Here is a 17039-nt window from a genome sequence, read left to right on the forward strand (position 1 = left end):
TGGCGGCGTAACTGGTGGTAATCCGCTTGGTACTGTTACTGATATTATCGGTGGTGTGACTGGCGGCGTAACTGGTGGTAATCCACTTGGTACTGTTACTGACATCATCGGTGGTGTGACTGGCGGCGTAACTGGTGGTAATCCGCTTGGTACTGTTACTGATATTATCGGTGGTGTGACTGGCGGCGTAACTGGTGGTAATCCACTTGGTACTGTTACTGACATCATCGGTGGTGTGACTGGCGGCATAACTGGTGGTAATCCGCTTGGTACTGTTACTGATATTATCGGTGGCGTGACTGGCGGTATTATTGGTGGTGGTACATCACCTATTTCCCCAGTTGTTGATGTGGTTCAAGGCGGCATCGATGTTCTTCAAGGTGTCGAAAGCCTAAAAACCAGCATTATTAATACAGGTATTAATACTGTTGCAGACACTGTAGTTGGTGTACTTCCTCAAACTGAACACCCTGTTACTGATATTGCTCACCTCGGCACTTTAACTTTCGAAACATCTCGCGACACTGTAAATGGTGCGCTTGAGGTTGTATCTGATTTAGTGGGCGGTAATATCCAAGGCGCTACTGATCATGCAACTGGTATCGTCAACACACTCATTACCAATGGCACAACTGCGACTGGTATTTTAACTGACATTCTTGGCGGTGTGACTGGTGCTATTGGTGGTGTGACTGGTGGCGTAACTGGCGGTAATCCGCTTGGCACAGTGACTGACATCATCGGTGGCGTGACAGGTGGTGTTACTGGCGGTAATCCGCTTGGGACCGTTACTGATATCATCGGTGGCGTGACAGGTGGTGTTACTGGCGGTAATCCGCTTGGGACCGTTACTGATATCATCGGTGGTGTGACTGGCGGCGTAACTGGTGGTAATCCACTTGGCACAGTGACTGACATTATCGGTGGTATAACTGGTGGCGCTACTGGCGGTAATCCACTTGGTACTGTTACTGACATTATCGGTGGTGTAACTGGCGGTATTATTGGTGGTGGCACTTCTCCTATTTCTCCAGTAATTGATGTGGTTCAAGGCGGCATCGATGTTCTTCAAGGTGTCGAAAGCCTAAAAACCAGCATTATTAATACAGGTATTAATACTGTTGCAGACACTGTAGTTGGTGTACTTCCTCAAACTGAACACCCTGTTACTGATATTGCTCACCTCGGCACTTTAACTTTCGAAACATCTCGCGACACTGTAAATGGTGCGCTTGAGGTTGTATCTGATTTAGTGGGCGGTAATATCCAAGGTGCAACTGATCATGCAACTGGTATTGTCAACACGCTCATTACCAATGGCACAACTGCGACTGGTATTTTAACTGACATCCTTGGTGGTGCGACTGGCGCTATTGGTGGTGTGACTGGTGGTGTTGGAGGTGACAGTCCTCTTGGTACTGTTACTGACATTATTGGTGGATTAACTGGTGGTAATCCACTTGGCACAGTGACTGACATCATTGGCGGTGTAACTGGTGGCGCTGCTGGCAGCAACCCTATTGGTGTCGTAACAGATATCGTAGGTAGCTTAACTGGTGGTGTAACTGGTACAGGTGGCACAGACGTTATTTCTAACTTATTAGGTGGAGTAACTGGCGGCAATGTAGGTGGAGTCACTTCTACAGTATCGAGCGTAACAAACACGGTTCATACTCTAGTACCTCAGTCATTACTTACTGACCACTTCTTAGATAATACTTTACATACAGTTTAATAATCTTCAAGAAAGCCACTAATAAAGTGGCTTTCTTTTTAAATATTAATTAATATTAATTCATTTCTTGCCATCTATAATATTTCTTATGTGCTAGCTCTAACATTGCATAATCATTAGGAGTATCACCATAAGCATAAATTGTAGAATACTGGGTTAAATCGTATTTATTTTTTATTCTATTTACTTTTTCTAAATAACCACAATCACCATCAACAAAATTACCAGTTAAAATACCATTATCTATTTCAAGTTGATTACAGATAACGTCCAAATCTAAAGACTGACACCAACTTTCTAAATAAACACCCAATGAAGCGGATACCACAACAACCTGATCTCCTTGCTGTTTATGCCAATGAATACGTTCTAAAGCATTTTCACGAATACAGGCAGGAATTACCGTTTTAGCAAACTCTTGTCCCATATATTTTAGGGAATCTGCATCGTAGCCTATATATCCCACCTGACAGAGCTTAGTTCGTATGGTCTTATCCGTTACCCATCCAAACTTATAGCCTGCAATATAAGGTGCAAGACGAATACCACCTAGTATTTGAGTTTTTCTGCTCAAAGAAAATTTAAGGAACAAACTGAAAGTATCGTTATGGGTGATCGTGCCATCAAAATCAAATAAAGCCAGATTCATTTATCGTTATCTCTAATATAATTAAAAAGTTATAAATTTAAATTTTTTAAAAATTACTAAACAACAGATACAAAAAAACCGCTATAAAAGCGGTTAATTCTTCAAGTTGGTGCGCTCAGAGAGATTCGAACTCCCGACCCCTTAGTTCGTAGCCAAGTGCTCTATCCAGCTGAGCTATGAGCGCGTAACTTGTGTGCCTTTCAGCGATTTGTTCTGTTTTACTTGGTGCGCTCAGAGAGATTCGAACTCCCGACCCCTTAGTTCGTAGCCAAGTGCTCTATCCAGCTGAGCTATGAGCGCATTAAGTAAATGGCGGTGAGAGAGGGATTCGAACCCTCGATACCAGTAATAGGTATGCTTCCTTAGCAGGGAAGTGATTTCAGCCACTCATCCACCTCACCGGAACGAGCCGCCATAATACAAACTAAAACCCTATTGTTCAAGTCATCATACTGAAATTTTCTTATTTTTTCGTTCAATGAATTATTTTTTAAGCAATTTCCTTATTATTTTCGTCTTTTTCGATCAAACGCTTGTTAAGATAGATATTATTTCTTCATTAAAATACAGTAGTGCATAACACATTATTGCAAACCTAAACGTGCAGTTCGGGTCTGCATGGCTTATGCTAAACTTATCTGCCAAGCGTGAAATCAAAAGACATGACAAAAAACTGGGCTGATCCCGAAGCGAAAGCTGAAGCTGAACGTTATGACAATCCTATTCCAAGCCGTACTCTAATATTAGATACGTTGGAACAATTGCAAACACCGCAATCTCATGCAGAACTTGTTGACCATTTTCATATTCAAGACCAAAAAAGTATCGAAGCTTTAAGCCATCGCTTAAGTGCAATGGTCCGTGATGGTCAAATCATGAAAGACGGGTTCAAGTTTCAGTTAGTGACAGACCAACCAACTTATGAAGCGACCGTCTATATTAATAGTAAAGGTTTAGGCACCGCACATATTGATGGTCAAGATGATCTTTTACTTCCTGAGCGTGAGTTACGTTTAGTCTTTAATGGTGATCGAGTCCGAGTTCGGCAGACCTCAGTAGACCGAAAAGGTAAACCGTGGGGGTTCATTACCGAGGTTCTACAACATCGTGTAAAACAGTTAATTGGTAAATTATCGGTACATGAAGGTGAATACTTTATTCAACCTAATAATCCAAATCAGCACCAACCTATTCCATTAGAAAAAGAATTAGTTGCACATGCCAAAGCGAATGTTGGTGATATGCTTCGTGTTGCCATAGATACCTACCCAACCCGTGAAGAGTTTGCAACGGCGCATATTATTCAATCTATGGCAGATAAAGCGGATACTGAAATTATTATTCCGCAGACTATTCTTGAGTTTGGCTTACCTTACGAATTTCCAGATGAAGTTATAAAAGAAGCTGAAAGTTTTAAAGAACCTTCTGCACAAGACCGTGAAGGACGAGTTGATTTAAGAGATTTAGCGCTCGTCACAATCGATGGTGAAGATGCTCGAGATTTCGATGATGCCGTGTATGCAGAAAAACGTCCAGGTGGTGGTTATCGCGTTGTCGTAACAATTGCTGATGTGAGCCATTATGTACGCTTAGATTCAGCTCTGAACGAAGAAGCAGAAGAACGTGGTACTTCGGTTTATTTCCCGCACTTTGTACTACCAATGCTACCAGAAGCATTATCAAATGGATTGTGTTCACTTAACCCGCATGTAGACCGTTTATGTATGGTCTGTGATTTGAAACTCTCTCGTACTGGCCGTGTAACGGGTTATGAGTTTTATCCATCGGTAATGCATTCAAAAGCACGTTTGACCTATACACAGGTAGCGCAATACTTTGACGGTGCAACCGACGCAATTCCAAAAGATCGTGATATTCACAAATCGCTAAATACGCTTTTTCAGCTTTATCAAATTCTGAAAAATTTACGTGCTGATCGTCATGCAATGGAATTTGAAACCATTGAAACGTACATGACTTTTGATGAGCTAGGCGGAATTAAAGAAATTTTGCCTCGTACACGTAATGAAGCACATAAGCTGATTGAAGAATGTATGTTGCTTGCTAACGTAGCCGCGGCTGAATATGCATTAGAACATGATGTTCCAATGTTATATCGCGTACACGAAGCGCCTGAGTTCTCACGTATTCAGAAAGTAAAAGACTTTGTTAAACTTCTTGGCTTACCTTTCCCAGATCAACCAACCCAAGCAGATTATCAAAAAGTTATTGAGGCAACTAAAGACCGTATTGATGCGCCAAGCATTCATGCCGTGTTATTACGCTCAATGATGCAAGCTTACTATGGTGCCAAAAATGCAGGTCACTATGGTTTAGCTTATGAAGCTTATACGCACTTCACATCACCAATTCGTCGCTACCCAGACTTATTGTTACATCGTGCTATTAAAGCTCATTTGAAACAAAAGCCTTATCCACTTTCTGGTGCAGCTTTAGATGATGCTGGTGAACATTTCTCTCAAACCGAGCGCCGTGCTGATGAAGCATCTCGTAGTGTAACGACTTGGTTGAAATGTCACTATATGCAACAGCACTTAGGTGATGAGTTCATTGGTATTGTGAGTGCTGTCACTGAATTTGGTCTATTCGTTACTCTTAAAGACCTCTATGTTGATGGCATGATTCATATTAGCCAGCTCGGCGATGATTTCTTTATTTATGATCAAGCAAGTCAAAACCTTATTGGACAAAACCGTGGTCAGGTCTTCGGTTTAGGCGATGAAGTTAAAATTCAGGTTGCTGGTGTAAATCTGGAAGAACGTAAGATCGATTTCCAACTTATTCAGCAAGTGACCCATGCTGGACGAGTAGTTCGTAGTCGTGCCCCACGTACAACCAGAACAGCAACACAAGCAACTGAAGAAATTTTTGGTAAACCAACTACTACTTCAAATGATGGCGAAAAACCTGTCCGCAAAAAGAAGGAAAAAGGTAAACCAAGTTCATATACTAAAAAGTCTGGTAAAAAAACCGCTACGAAAGCAGAGGCTAAGCCAGAAAAAGTAAAGAAAAAAGCAAAACCAAAAAAGAAAAAGTCGAATGCCAAATCTAAGGCTGACTAATTCATAGGTGTTTCTATTCTTTGTTATTAAGCTCCCAAACATGGGGGCTTAATATTTTTAGAACGTTTATTTTCAATTTAAGCTTGATTTCCTGCCTAACAATACCTACATCTAATACTATGTTTAAAAAATAATGTGGCTATTAGCAATGACTTTACAGCAAGCGACTCTACCTACTCCCCGCTTTGACCAAATTACATTAGATAATTTAAAACAAGATATTCAACAAGCGATTCAAGCAGGACAAGAGTTCTTAAACACACTTACAGCTGCACCTTCTGACACAGACCAGCAACTTGCTGTACTTGAACAAATTGATACCCTTGAAAATAATCTCAGTGAATCATGGGGTGTTTTATCGCATTTAAATGCAGTGATGAGTAATACTGAAACTAGAGAAGTCTATCAATCACTCTTACCCGCTTTAAGTGAATATTACACTCAGCTTGGCCAACACACGGCGCTGTACCAGACTTATCAACGCATTCATGATGGTCAGAGCTATTCAACGCTAAGTCCTGCTCAACAAAGTGCGATCCGTCTCGCATTACGTGACTTCAAACTTTCTGGCGTTGCTTTAGAAGGTGAAGAGAAAAAACGCTACGCAGAAATTTCTGCACGACTTTCACAGCTTTCTTCTGACTTCTCAAACCATGTACTTGATGCGACACAGGCTTACTTTAAACCACTTACAGAAGACCAGCTAAAAGGTCTTCCAGAAAGTAATGTTGAGCTATTAAAGCAGTACGGTAAACAGCGCGAGCTTGACCAAGCTGTAGCAACTTTAGATTTCCCAGCTTATTTTGCAGTCATGACCTATGCAGATGACCGTGCATTACGCGAAGAGCTTTATAAAGCTTATGTCACTCGCGCATCAGATCAGTCTGAACAAACAGAATTTGACAACAGCAAAATTATGGAAGAAATCTTGAGCCTTCGCCAAGAAATGGCAAAACTACTTGGTTTCAATAACTACGCTGAATATTCTCTTGCTAGTAAAATGGCTCCTGATGTCAAAACAGTTCACGACTTTTTAGCCGACTTAGCTGAGCATGCACGTACCCCTGCTCTCCAAGAAGTTGCTGAGCTACAAGCAATTGCCAAACAAGATAGGATTGATGAGCTCAAACCTTGGGATACGACTTACTATTCTGAAAAGCTTAAACAGCAACAGTTCAACTTATCTCAAGAAGCATTAAAACCTTACTTCCCTGCTCCGAAAGTCATTCAGGGCTTATTCCAGATTGTTCAGCGCCTATACGGCATTAACATCGTTGAACGTGAAGCTCCGGTTTGGCATCCAGATGCACGCTATTTTGAATTAGAAGACCAAGGCCAAGTGGTTGGTGGGTTCTTCTTTGATTTATATGCACGTACCGGTAAACGCGGCGGTGCATGGATGAGTGGCTTCCGCTCACGTATGCAAACTGTTCATGGTTTACAAAAACCAATTTGTTATATGGTGTGTAACTTCACTCCACCTGTAGGCAACCAACCAGCCTTATTGACTCATGATGAAGTCATCACCTTGTTCCACGAATTTGGGCATGGCTTACACCATATGTTAACTGAAGTAGATAATATCTCGGTTGCAGGTACTCACGGCGTCGCTTGGGATGCAGTCGAGTTACCAAGTCAGTTTATGGAATTTTGGTCATGGGACAAAGAAAGTCTTGATGTTTTAAGTGAACATATTGAAAGCAAGCAGACCTTACCTCAAGAGTTACTCGATGCATTATTAAATGCTCGTTTCTTCCAGTCTGGCATGCAAACTTTACGTCAACTCGAATTTGCACTATTTGACTTAACTATTCACACCAAGACTCCTGCGTTGAATAGTGAGCAAATTCAGCAGACTTTAAATGACATTCGCAAACAGTACGCAGTAGTTCCAACTGTCGACTACAACCGCTTCCAACATAGCTTTAGTCATATTTTTGCAGGCGGTTACGCAGCGGGTTACTACTCTTACAAGTGGGCAGAAGTTTTAGCGAGTGATGCATTTGACCGCTTTGAACATGAAGGTATTTTCAACACTCAAACAGGTAAAGAATTCCGTCAAGCAATTTTAGCTGTGGGTGGGAAAGACACTGCTCTTGAAGCATTTGTCAATTTCCGTGGCCGTGAACCAAAAATTGATGCGTTGTTACGTCATCAAGGTTGGACGAACGATAACAAAACCGCTTAAACTATGGGCCTAAATTGATCGTGTGGTTAGGGTGATAAAGATGAAAAAACGTTTCATTGCTGGGGCTAAATGTCCAAAATGTGAAGCCATAGATCGGATTGTCATGCTAACCACCGCTGAAGACGAATGGATTGAATGTATCGAATGCGGTTATAGCGAAAATCGTCCAACTCATATTGATGAGCCAGAAACACCTGCTATACCTGATGAAGTTGGAGTAATACAGTTCAAGCCTCGTCGTTCTGACTAAAGGTCTTAAACATGCCACTACAAAGAAAACAAAACTCAAAACTCTTGTGGATTTTAATTGGGGGCTTAAGCATTCTTGTAGTGCTTTTTTTCGCAGCACAATGGTTTTTCAAAAAAACCGAATCGTCAGCACCAATGGTTGATCCTCAACCTGTCTCGACACCTGCACCTCAAAAAACTACAAAACCATCTGCAAGTTCTGAGCCTATCGCTCAAACACAAACAGCTAACTCGCAACAACTTGTAAATGAAGATGTGCTCAAACAACCTGTCCCGGCTCAAGAGTCTTTAGCAAAAGAAGAAGTGTCTAAACTCAACGACATTCATCATCAGCTGCAAGATCAGGAAGAGACACTAAAAGCTCAACATGCTGATGCAGATCAACTGATTAAGCTAAAAGAAGAGCAAGTGAAGCTCCTCGAGGCTCAGGTTAAACAACAATAGTATTTGTTTAACTCTAAGTATGATGCAAAAAAGCTAGTTCATACGGAGCTAGCTTTTTTATTTATTAAGAATTTATCTACTCAAAATAACTCCGACATAAAAAAACACCCTCTTAAAGAGAGTGTTTTTGCTCGGCTTATATTTTTAAATTACTTGTACCAACCAAATAGTTTCAGTACTAATGGAGCATAAGTGACTAATACCAATGATGAGAACAAGACAATAATTGGTAATAACCAACGTTCATATCGGTAGTAGAAACTTGTATATTTCTCTTTGGCTTCTGCATCGGCAGCATTTACCTCATCATCACCAACGGATAACCGCGTGAGTAGATGGTTCAAGGCAACTGGTGGTGTTACATAACCAAACTCGAATGCAACCAATACAATCATCCAGAAGTGAATTGGGTGAATACCATTTTCGTAGGCTACAGGAGCAATCGTTGCTGCTACTAAAATTACAGCACCAAATGGATCTGTACACATACCAATAATGGCAAGTAGTAATGCAATAAATGCGAGCGAAATATAAATATTACCTAAATGGGTCGGCAACATTTCAACAATTTCAGTACGCTCGATTAAACCACCCACACTTGCAGACAACGCCATTAAAATAATAAGCGCACCAATATGTCCAACTGTTTCTGATGTTGCAAAACGTAATGCACCACCAAAACCTAGACGGAACTGTGAACTATGTGGATCGTGTGACTGTAAGAATGGAGATTTTTTCTCATGTTCACGAACAATTGCTTCATGAATATTTAAGGCTGGTGCCTCTTTAGGCATAACCATTTTATCGTACAAGATCATCGCAATGAGCACGAGAGGCAGAATCACTGGTGCAGTAAATTCGTTCATTCCTGTATCTAATGCATATTTATAAAATGCAAGAACAACCACAGTGATCAAGATGTATGGAATAACAGGTACAAAAGCACGTGCCATACCAGGAAGTGCTACTTTCGGTGAGTTCACACGGAACTTCTCTTCTGCCAAGAAAAGTGAGACACCCAAGAAAATAAATGCAGTTAACCAGAAGACATAAATACCATGTCCAAATAACTCATCAGACGTAACATGACGACTATCCAACATCGCAATTAGAACGACCAAGAGACAAGGACGTACTACTACACCTAGCGAACCAGACATTGCAGATACAGCGAGTGCATACTGACGGCGAGCGCCTGCATTCCAGACTTCTTTATAAATAATCGCACCGGCTGCGATAACGAAAATTCCAGAAGCACCTGTATAGGCAGTTGGTACAGCAGCAGCAATCAAAATTAACCAAGTTAAAGTTTCTGGTGCCAAGTTCCATGGACGAAGTACGTTTAGGAACAAATCCATTACACGTGTTTGCGTGAGCAACATACCTGCCCAAATAAATAAGGCAAGGTTTAAGAAAATGCCCGAGAACTCTACCAACTGACCAAGGTAAATCCCTTGCCCCATTGGGTAATCCATAAAGAACGTGAATGCAACACCTGTAATCACAGCCATATATGCATACAAAGGCACACATAATAAAGCTAAGCCAATATTGCCACCCTCACGTTTTGCTGGTGGGGAAACAAATAGCTGATAAAGACTAATTAAGGTAAGGACGACAAATAAAATCATCCATAACCAGTAAATAATGATTGTTTCATGAGTTGGAGAAACCCCTGAATTAATCACAGAACGGTACTGGCTAATTACTGAAGAACTAAGCAAAGCATTACCAAGCAACATAAAGAAAGCATACACTTTGTAGTCCAGCTTGGTTGCAGGGTTACGCAAACCAATATGGTGAAACTTCAACGATGCAGTAATCGCTGAGATTAAGACCATAAAGACTAGTAAAATTGCGCGGTTCTCTGTACCAAATTTAAATATGCCAAAGAAACCCGTTTCAATCGTACGATATGTACGCACCCCTGGATTTGCTTCAATATATTTAATGGTTTTATCGTAAGCCAGATATTTATCTTCACATTGCTGCTGTGCTGCTTGTAAGGATGCACGGACATCACTTTCTGAGGCAGCACCAAAGAAGCTTGCGAAATCATCAGATGCATTCGCTTTCATTTGCTCTTTTACTTGAGCATCAATATTTGGATGTCGATCACAAGACGGCTTTTCAGGCTCCGCACGCAAAAACGAATATTGCATGCCTATAGCAGGGTCACCATAAAGACGTTCCCCGATACGTAATAATTGTCCGTGGATCATTTCCCCGGTACCAATTATGAGCGTCATTAATAGTAAAATGAGGATCACGAATGTTGAGATCCATTCGTTCCATATATAACCCAGCAGACCTAATCCAGATCTTTTTTCTTGATATTCTTGCATAAATATTCCAATTTTGTTCTCTCAAACCCCTCATAACAAAGGCTTTGAGTCATGCAATTTCCTTGGTCAGGGGTATCGTCCATTCCCCTTCTACCAATCCCTTTATTCAACGATCAAATTTGCATCAAACTTTATCAATAAAGAATGACTAAAATCTCTTTTTTAACAGTTTGTATTGTCAATCTTTCTATTTGAACCTTTGTATAAGCCAATAGCATCCTCCAAAGATTGCACCGCCTATCGCCCCATATAAATGAGCTTCGGTTAAAACAGGACTCCCTATCAACTGTGCTGTGCCTGTTTGTCCAAAGGTGTTTTCCCAAATCAGCTTGGCAATAATTAACCCTAAAACCAGTAATGCAAAATTCCGTTCTTTACGGTATTGCAAATAAACTAAAGCAACAGCCGTATACAGCCCATGGAGTACTCCAGATAGACCGGCATATGCATCGATATAAGGCAAATAAAAATAGAACACCAAACTGATAAAAGGCGGCAAAAGAAAAAGAAGACTTAAAATGTGCCACACTTTGGTATGCGGAAATATGAAGGGCAAACATGCGAATGCCATCATATTTAAAAGAAAATGAATCCAGCCAACATGTACCCAGTGTGCTGTCCACAAACGCCAAAACTCACCGAGTAAGCTTTCACGCCAATAAATAAAATAGTCTGGAAATACTTGTAGACATGCAGAAACAGAAATGCACCCTGCGACCAAAAGCACTTTTTTATTGAGTACATGATCTTTCATAGCACACTCCTTTTAAAACTGAACCCCTTACGATTAATCAGAAAATAAGTAGCAACCGCAAGGAGTTAGTTTCTTCAGATCTGTTTACTGGGCAGGTGCAGAGGTCGCGTCAGCTGGAACTTCTGATGCAGCCCCACCATCAAATAACTCATCCAGTTCTGCTGAACCTTCATTTTTCTCATCCCAGAAATGAGACATACCATTATCACCCGTACGAACACCGGTATGCTCAGTCCAGTAGCGGTCAGAAATACTACGGACAATTAAACCCGCCATACTATCGATTAACTTGAAGTTCGGATTAACTGGCTTGTCATCTGCTTGAGATGCTGCATAAATTTTTAATGCATCACGGATTTTGGCGTCGTCACCACTCGCTTGAGCAGCTACAGCGTAGAGTGCATGAGATAAACGAACACCTTTTTGCTCACCGATTTGCACAGATTGTTTTAACGTCTCATACGGGTCTGGCTTACCTTCGTTAGCCCCTGGTAATAAAGTCCAGATCACCGCACGTGTTGCATTCGGCGCTCCCCAGAACTTTTGGTTATCAAGACAAACCATGCCACGTTCTACAATAGCAGCAATATCTTTCGGAACATTGACAGAACCACCTGAGTTAATGTCATTCGTCACCGCTTGAAGACCACTGATCATTCCAAGTAGATATACAGTCTGATCGGTATCACTACGCATAGTTGGACAAGAATCACCTAAATGGTACTTATATTTAGATTCCCAACGATCAGCGAATAATTTATAGCCGGTATATTGGCGTTCAGCAGCAATAGCAGCCCAACGCTTCTGCGCAATACGTGCATCTTGAGCTTCTGTTACTTGTCCTGCTTTTGAAGCGCGCAAATAACGTAACTCCTGTTCTAATGCTTGGTTTTCCGCACATACACCTGAAGCAGCATACATTAAGACAGCAACACGAGTAGGATCTGCACCCATACCTTTAGTCGACATGATTGCAGGAGTTAAGGCACTACCAGTATTACAAACCATTTCAGCATCTTGCATTGCCAAAATAGGTGGAACGACGTGCTTTTCCGTAAAACCTAAAGCAACATTTGCTCCGCTTTTCACGACGTATGAACAACCTGATAAAACTGAAGCTGCAAGAAAACTCATCGCCAAACCTTGGCTTATTTTTTGGACTTTAGACATCTTCCTGTCCTCGATGTAATTTGTTTTTTCCTTTTCAGATGTACATTAGCAGATGCATATCTTGAATAAAAGAGTAATTACTCTAATTGTAGCGCTTATACTTTGACACACTTCACAGCAGATAAAATTGACAGTTTTTCAGGGAAACAAAAATTTTAGGCAAAAAAAAGTAGCATTGCGACGGTTCAGCACATGCTACTTATTAACTGGGATAAGCTTTTAACGGCTTATATTATTGTTGTTCTATATAATCCTTGAGTAAAGTTCCTGCTCTTCCTACTACTACAGCCATAACAACTGCAATTAACAGAAACATCCACATTGAAATCTCCATGAGAGACCTCCTTACTACATTCGCACCCAATAAAACTGGACACTTGATGAAATTAATCGATTAACCAATTAAACTATTGACTGACCGACGACCTTTGCATCCTCTGTCTCTTAACTTTGCTATAATTAGCTTTATTAAGATGTTCCCTGAGTAAAGTTCCTGCTCTTCCTATCACCACTGCCAGAATGATGGCAATGACCAAGAACGACCATGTTGGCATCTCCATTTGAGACCTCCGACACACTTTACGTTGGTGTTTGTACTTTAACCGATAGAATAATAACCATATTGAGAAATTGTCGGACAATTGACTTTCTTGCTCTTTTTTCTGTATTTTAACTAGACAATTTAAATTTTCCGAAAAGAAATAAATCTTAATTATTTGATTTTTAATATTTTTAAATAAATATACAAATGTAGAATTGTCTAACAATTAATAGAATTTTTCTAAAGTCTTAAGCTGTTTCCATTGAGATAAGGACATTTGATCAAACCAAATCACAGAAGTTAGTGTTTCATGCCCTTCAAAATAGATCACTATGAAAATCTGATAATCAATTATTTTTAAAATTTCTACACGAGAAATGGTTTGTTCTGAATGAAAGCTAAGTGACCATAATTTCTGATCTAAATAAGCAATTTGAACGAGCTGTGGTCGCTTTAAAAAGAAAATAAAACTTATAAATAATAAACAGACCGCAACCAACCACCAGAGTATTGTTATCAGCTGATAAAACAGAACTGCTAAACTTAAGCCAATAAAAAACTGAAATATAATCGCGAAACGGCTATATTTCAGTTTAAAATTCAATTGGTTGACCAAAATTAATTAGCCATGAACATAATGCTTTAATTTATGGATGAAATCACGTAATTCTGTACGTGGCGGTTCAGATACTTCCATAAACCAGTCAAGTAAATCAGGATCTTCCTGCTCTACTAATTCAGCAAATAAAGCCTTTTCTGCTGGATCTGCCTTTAAATAATAATTTTTCACATACGGGTCAAAATAGACATCAATTTCCTTTAAACCGCGGCGTGCGCGATAAACTACTTTACGTTCTTCCAAGGTCATTTCTTCAGACATTTATTTCCCCATCTGCGTTGATAGTGCGCCTAGTTTACCTGATCACATAAGAAAGTTCGCTAAAAATATCAAATTGACCAAACTTATCACTTCATAGCTATAAATGAGCATTCATCACATTGTTAGACCTAGTGAGCTTCCCGTATTTTAGACTTATAACATCAAGCCCAAACCAAGGAAGAAATACAATGCAATCTGGTGCTATTCGTCCCATTCCAAATATGTTACCTCGCCATCTATTAAATGAAGAACATGAAGCTTTCCGAGAAACTGTACGCAAGTTTTATGAAAAAGAAGTGGTGCCAAATACTGAAAAATATGAGAAACAACAACATGTGGACCGAGATCTTTGGAATAAAGCGGGTGCGTTAGGTTTACTGTGCACAACCATGCCAGAACAATACGGTGGCTCAGGTGTAGACCGTCTATACAGTATGATTCTTATTGAAGAACAAGCCTATGCTATGGACTCAAGTACAGGTTTCTCGCTGCATTCCGATATTGTCGCCAACTATATCAATAACTTTGGAAACGAAGAACAAAAGCAAAAATGGCTCCCTAAAATGGCGACTGGTGAAACAGTGACCGCAATTGCCATGACAGAACCAGGAACGGGTTCAGATTTACAAGCTGTTCGAACAACAGCCGTCCTTGACGGTGACGAATATGTCATCAATGGTTCAAAAATATTTATTACCAATGGCTATTTGTGCGATATGGCCATCGTGGTCTGTAAAACAGGTAACAGCGATAAAGGCTCTGCCAATTTATCACTTATTATTGTTGAAGCTGACCGTGCCGGTTTTACCAAAGGTAAGCCACTCAACAAAATTGGCATGAAAGGCCAAGATACATGTGAACTCTTCTTCGATAACGTTCGTGTTCCTAAAGAAAATCTTTTGGGTATGGAAGGTATGGGCTTTATTATGCTCATGAAAGAATTAGCATGGGAGCGTATGTTGGTTGCAATTATCTGCCAAGCTGGTGCAGAAGCAGCGTTTGCACATACTGTTCAATATACAAAAGATCGTAAAGCATTTGGCAAGCCAATTAGTGCTTTCCAGAATACACGCTTTAAACTAGCAGAATTACGTACAGAAATAGATTTCTGTCGCACCTATTTAGATCGTTGTATGGAATTACAACTTGATGAAAAATTAAGTGTCGAAGCTGCCGCTGCCGCAAAATATAAAATTTCTGATATGTTTTCAAAAGTGGTTGATGAATGTCTTCAATTACATGGAGGCTATGGTTACATGCTGGAATACCCAATTGCTCGTGCTTATATTGACCACCGAGCAAACCGCATTTATGCAGGCACCAATGAAATTATGAAAGAGTTAATTTCTAGAACACTTTAATACCATAAATAAAAAAGGAGGCCATCTGCCTCCTTTTTTATTTCAAACCTTAAGACACTAGCTTTGGCTTACGTGTATTTACATCTGAATGTTTATGAAAATGAAGAATACCATCATCGAACTTAGCATTTTGTAATGACTTTCTATCTTCAAGATAGTTATTGGTTACTTGCCATGGAGCATGCTTACCTTGCTTTGGAAGCTCATGAGCTGCACGACTAATATAGCCAGAAGATAGTTTACCCATCACAGTATCTTCTTCCATTTCGTTTTTATTACCCGCTGGAATAACTTCGTCATAGTTATTCTTGTCCATATAGTTTAATAGACGGGAAATATAATCTGCTGCAATATCAACTTTTAATGTCCAAGATGCATTCACATAGCCAATAATCATGGCCATATTTGGAATATCACTTAGCATAATACCATTGTAAAGCATATGTTCTGAGGAGTTGATTGGCTTACCATCAACTTTAGCTTGAACACCACCCATAATTTGGACTTGTAAACCAGTTGCAGATACTATGATATCGGCATCAAGGTGTTTACCAGACTTTAATTGAATACCAGTCTCTGTAAATTTCTCAATCTGATCAGTTTCAACACTCGCCTTACCTTCACGAAGAATCTTAAATAGATCACCATCAGGTACAACACATAAACGCTGATCCCAAGGATTATAAGAAGGCGTAAAGTGTTTCATATCTACTTTACCCTTAAGCTGCATTTCAATTGCTTTTAAGAGCAAACGACGAACTGTTTTAGGATGCTTCTGAGACAATGCATAAATTGCGCGTTGCATACCAATATTACGTGCTCGCGTAAATTTGTAAGCCGCCTCTTCAGACATAAATCTACGAGTCTTTTCATAGATGAAGTCAATAGAAGGAACAGTTGCAATATACGTAGGCGAACGTTGTAACATCGTCACGTGACCTGCTCCACCTTTTGACATTGCTGGAACCAGAGTAATCGCAGTAGCTCCACTACCAATAATTACTACTTTCTTACCTGTATAGTCTAAGTTTTCTGGCCAATGCTGCGGATGAATAAGTTGACCTTTGAAAGCTTCTTGATTTGGGAAGGCCGGCGCATAGCCTTGGTCATAATTATAATACCCGGTACAACCTACAACAAAGTTGGCTACCCAAGTCTGCTGTTTTTTATTGCTATCTTCGACAACAACATTCCACTTCTTAGATGAAGAATCATAATTTGCAGAGAGTACACGATGACCAAAGTGAATTTTTTCTTTTAACTTAAACTCATCAATCACTTCGCCTAGATACCCTTTAATAGAAGCACCATCAGCCAATACATTTGCTTTACGCCATGGTTTAAAGTTAAAACCAAAAGTAGACATATCAGAATCTGAACGAATACCAGGATAACGGAAAAGATCCCAAGTCCCGCCAAAGGATTCACGACGTTCTAAAATTTCAAACTGACGTTGCGGAGAATTTTTAGATAAATGGGCAGCAACTCCGATTCCTGAAATGCCTGCACCAATGATTAAAATATCAACTTGCTTTTCCATTTTATTTTTATACCCATTGTTGAGAATATGACTTTATTAAAGCACAATTTTGACAATACACAATGTCAAGTTTGACCGTTTATCCGTTTTTTTATGTCAC

At 40.0% G+C, this 17039-nt stretch carries 12 protein-coding genes, 3 tRNA genes and 1 pseudogene; 6 read left to right on the forward strand and 10 right to left on the reverse strand.

The window, feature by feature from the left end; all coding sequences use genetic code 11:
• Positions 1 to 1735, forward strand: a pseudogene (locus ACG59Z_RS14580) (hypothetical protein); the annotation flags it as partial.
• Between the two features lie 55 nt (positions 1736 to 1790).
• Here the strand turns inward: ACG59Z_RS14580 and ACG59Z_RS14585 are convergent.
• The 4 genes from ACG59Z_RS14585 to ACG59Z_RS14600 all read right to left on the reverse strand — a co-directional run bounded on the left by ACG59Z_RS14585 (position 1791) and on the right by ACG59Z_RS14600 (position 2785).
• On the reverse strand, positions 1791 to 2384 hold the full coding sequence (locus tag ACG59Z_RS14585) for an HAD-IB family hydrolase (protein WP_343568733.1): 594 nt from the start codon (positions 2382 to 2384) through the stop codon (positions 1791 to 1793).
• Positions 2385 to 2491: 107 nt separating this feature from the next.
• A tRNA-Arg gene (locus tag ACG59Z_RS14590) sits at positions 2492 to 2568 on the reverse strand.
• Positions 2569 to 2607: 39 nt separating this feature from the next.
• Positions 2608 to 2684 (reverse strand) — tRNA-Arg (locus ACG59Z_RS14595).
• A 10-nt stretch (positions 2685 to 2694) separates the two neighbouring features.
• A tRNA-Ser gene (locus ACG59Z_RS14600) sits at positions 2695 to 2785 on the reverse strand.
• Between the two features lie 261 nt (positions 2786 to 3046).
• On the opposite strand from ACG59Z_RS14600, the gene rnr reads away from it, so the two are divergent.
• The 4 genes from rnr (at position 3047) to ACG59Z_RS14620 (ending at position 8348) form a co-directional block, all read left to right on the forward strand.
• Positions 3047 to 5467: a ribonuclease R gene (gene rnr / locus ACG59Z_RS14605; RefSeq protein ID WP_400199963.1), complete on the forward strand. Its 2421-nt coding sequence runs from the start codon at positions 3047 to 3049 to the stop codon at positions 5465 to 5467.
• A 133-nt stretch (positions 5468 to 5600) separates the two neighbouring features.
• Positions 5601 to 7655, forward strand: a complete 2055-nt coding sequence (locus ACG59Z_RS14610; protein WP_400199965.1) for a M3 family metallopeptidase — start codon at positions 5601 to 5603, stop codon at positions 7653 to 7655.
• A 40-nt stretch (positions 7656 to 7695) separates the two neighbouring features.
• Positions 7696 to 7905, forward strand: coding sequence for a YheV family putative zinc ribbon protein (locus tag ACG59Z_RS14615; protein ID WP_191001078.1), 210 nt, complete (start codon positions 7696 to 7698; stop codon positions 7903 to 7905).
• An 11-nt stretch (positions 7906 to 7916) separates the two neighbouring features.
• Positions 7917 to 8348 (forward strand): hypothetical protein, encoded by a 432-nt coding sequence (locus ACG59Z_RS14620; protein WP_400199967.1) that lies wholly within the window; start codon positions 7917 to 7919, stop codon positions 8346 to 8348.
• Between the two features lie 149 nt (positions 8349 to 8497).
• Here ACG59Z_RS14620 and ACG59Z_RS14625 read toward each other — a convergent pair whose 3' ends face one another.
• The 5 genes from ACG59Z_RS14625 to ACG59Z_RS14645 form a co-directional block, all read right to left on the reverse strand.
• Positions 8498 to 10693, reverse strand: a complete 2196-nt coding sequence (locus ACG59Z_RS14625; RefSeq protein ID WP_263614646.1) for a TRAP transporter large permease subunit — start codon at positions 10691 to 10693, stop codon at positions 8498 to 8500.
• A gap of 187 nt (positions 10694 to 10880) precedes the next feature.
• Positions 10881 to 11447, reverse strand: coding sequence for a rhombosortase (rrtA, locus tag ACG59Z_RS14630; protein ID WP_004711824.1), 567 nt, complete (start codon positions 11445 to 11447; stop codon positions 10881 to 10883).
• Positions 11448 to 11531: 84 nt separating this feature from the next.
• Entirely contained in the window at positions 11532 to 12617 is a 1086-nt protein-coding gene (locus ACG59Z_RS14635; RefSeq protein WP_400199970.1) for a hypothetical protein, read from the reverse strand.
• 767 nt (positions 12618 to 13384) lie between these two features.
• Positions 13385 to 13774 carry a hypothetical protein gene (locus ACG59Z_RS14640; RefSeq protein ID WP_400199972.1) on the reverse strand — a complete coding sequence of 130 codons (390 nt, stop codon included), beginning with the start codon at positions 13772 to 13774 and terminating at the stop codon, positions 13385 to 13387.
• A gap of 6 nt (positions 13775 to 13780) precedes the next feature.
• Positions 13781 to 14038: a succinate dehydrogenase assembly factor 2 gene (locus tag ACG59Z_RS14645; RefSeq protein WP_002049719.1), complete on the reverse strand. Its 258-nt coding sequence runs from the start codon at positions 14036 to 14038 to the stop codon at positions 13781 to 13783.
• A 188-nt stretch (positions 14039 to 14226) separates the two neighbouring features.
• Between ACG59Z_RS14645 and ACG59Z_RS14650 the strand changes: the two genes are divergently transcribed.
• Positions 14227 to 15399 (forward strand): acyl-CoA dehydrogenase family protein, encoded by a 1173-nt coding sequence (locus ACG59Z_RS14650; RefSeq protein ID WP_191010510.1) that lies wholly within the window; start codon positions 14227 to 14229, stop codon positions 15397 to 15399.
• Between the two features lie 49 nt (positions 15400 to 15448).
• Here ACG59Z_RS14650 and ACG59Z_RS14655 read toward each other — a convergent pair whose 3' ends face one another.
• Positions 15449 to 16939 carry a flavin-containing monooxygenase gene (locus ACG59Z_RS14655; protein WP_400199974.1) on the reverse strand — a complete coding sequence of 497 codons (1491 nt, stop codon included), beginning with the start codon at positions 16937 to 16939 and terminating at the stop codon, positions 15449 to 15451.
• Between the last annotated feature and the right edge of the window lie 100 nt (positions 16940 to 17039).

Source organism: Acinetobacter sp. ABJ_C1_1 (assembly GCF_044684115.1).
Taxonomy (GTDB): Bacteria; Pseudomonadota; Gammaproteobacteria; order Pseudomonadales; family Moraxellaceae; genus Acinetobacter; species Acinetobacter nosocomialis_A.

What these genes read in the sequence shown, in the direction of transcription:
- ACG59Z_RS14615 (WP_191001078.1), top strand. Translation starts at nt 7,696, where the DNA reads ATGAAAAAACGTTTCATTGCTGGGGCTAAATGTCCAAAATGTGAAGCC.
- rrtA (WP_004711824.1), bottom strand. Translation starts at nt 11,447, where the DNA reads ATGAAAGATCATGTACTCAATAAAAAAGTGCTTTTGGTCGCAGGGTGC.
- ACG59Z_RS14620 (WP_400199967.1), top strand. Translation starts at nt 7,917, where the DNA reads ATGCCACTACAAAGAAAACAAAACTCAAAACTCTTGTGGATTTTAATT.
- ACG59Z_RS14610 (WP_400199965.1), top strand. Translation starts at nt 5,601, where the DNA reads ATGTGGCTATTAGCAATGACTTTACAGCAAGCGACTCTACCTACTCCC.
- ACG59Z_RS14655 (WP_400199974.1), bottom strand. Translation starts at nt 16,939, where the DNA reads ATGGAAAAGCAAGTTGATATTTTAATCATTGGTGCAGGCATTTCAGGA.
- rnr (WP_400199963.1), top strand. Translation starts at nt 3,047, where the DNA reads ATGACAAAAAACTGGGCTGATCCCGAAGCGAAAGCTGAAGCTGAACGT.
- ACG59Z_RS14650 (WP_191010510.1), top strand. Translation starts at nt 14,227, where the DNA reads ATGCAATCTGGTGCTATTCGTCCCATTCCAAATATGTTACCTCGCCAT.
- ACG59Z_RS14645 (WP_002049719.1), bottom strand. Translation starts at nt 14,038, where the DNA reads ATGTCTGAAGAAATGACCTTGGAAGAACGTAAAGTAGTTTATCGCGCA.
- ACG59Z_RS14585 (WP_343568733.1), bottom strand. Translation starts at nt 2,384, where the DNA reads ATGAATCTGGCTTTATTTGATTTTGATGGCACGATCACCCATAACGAT.
- ACG59Z_RS14635 (WP_400199970.1), bottom strand. Translation starts at nt 12,617, where the DNA reads ATGTCTAAAGTCCAAAAAATAAGCCAAGGTTTGGCGATGAGTTTTCTT.
- ACG59Z_RS14625 (WP_263614646.1), bottom strand. Translation starts at nt 10,693, where the DNA reads ATGCAAGAATATCAAGAAAAAAGATCTGGATTAGGTCTGCTGGGTTAT.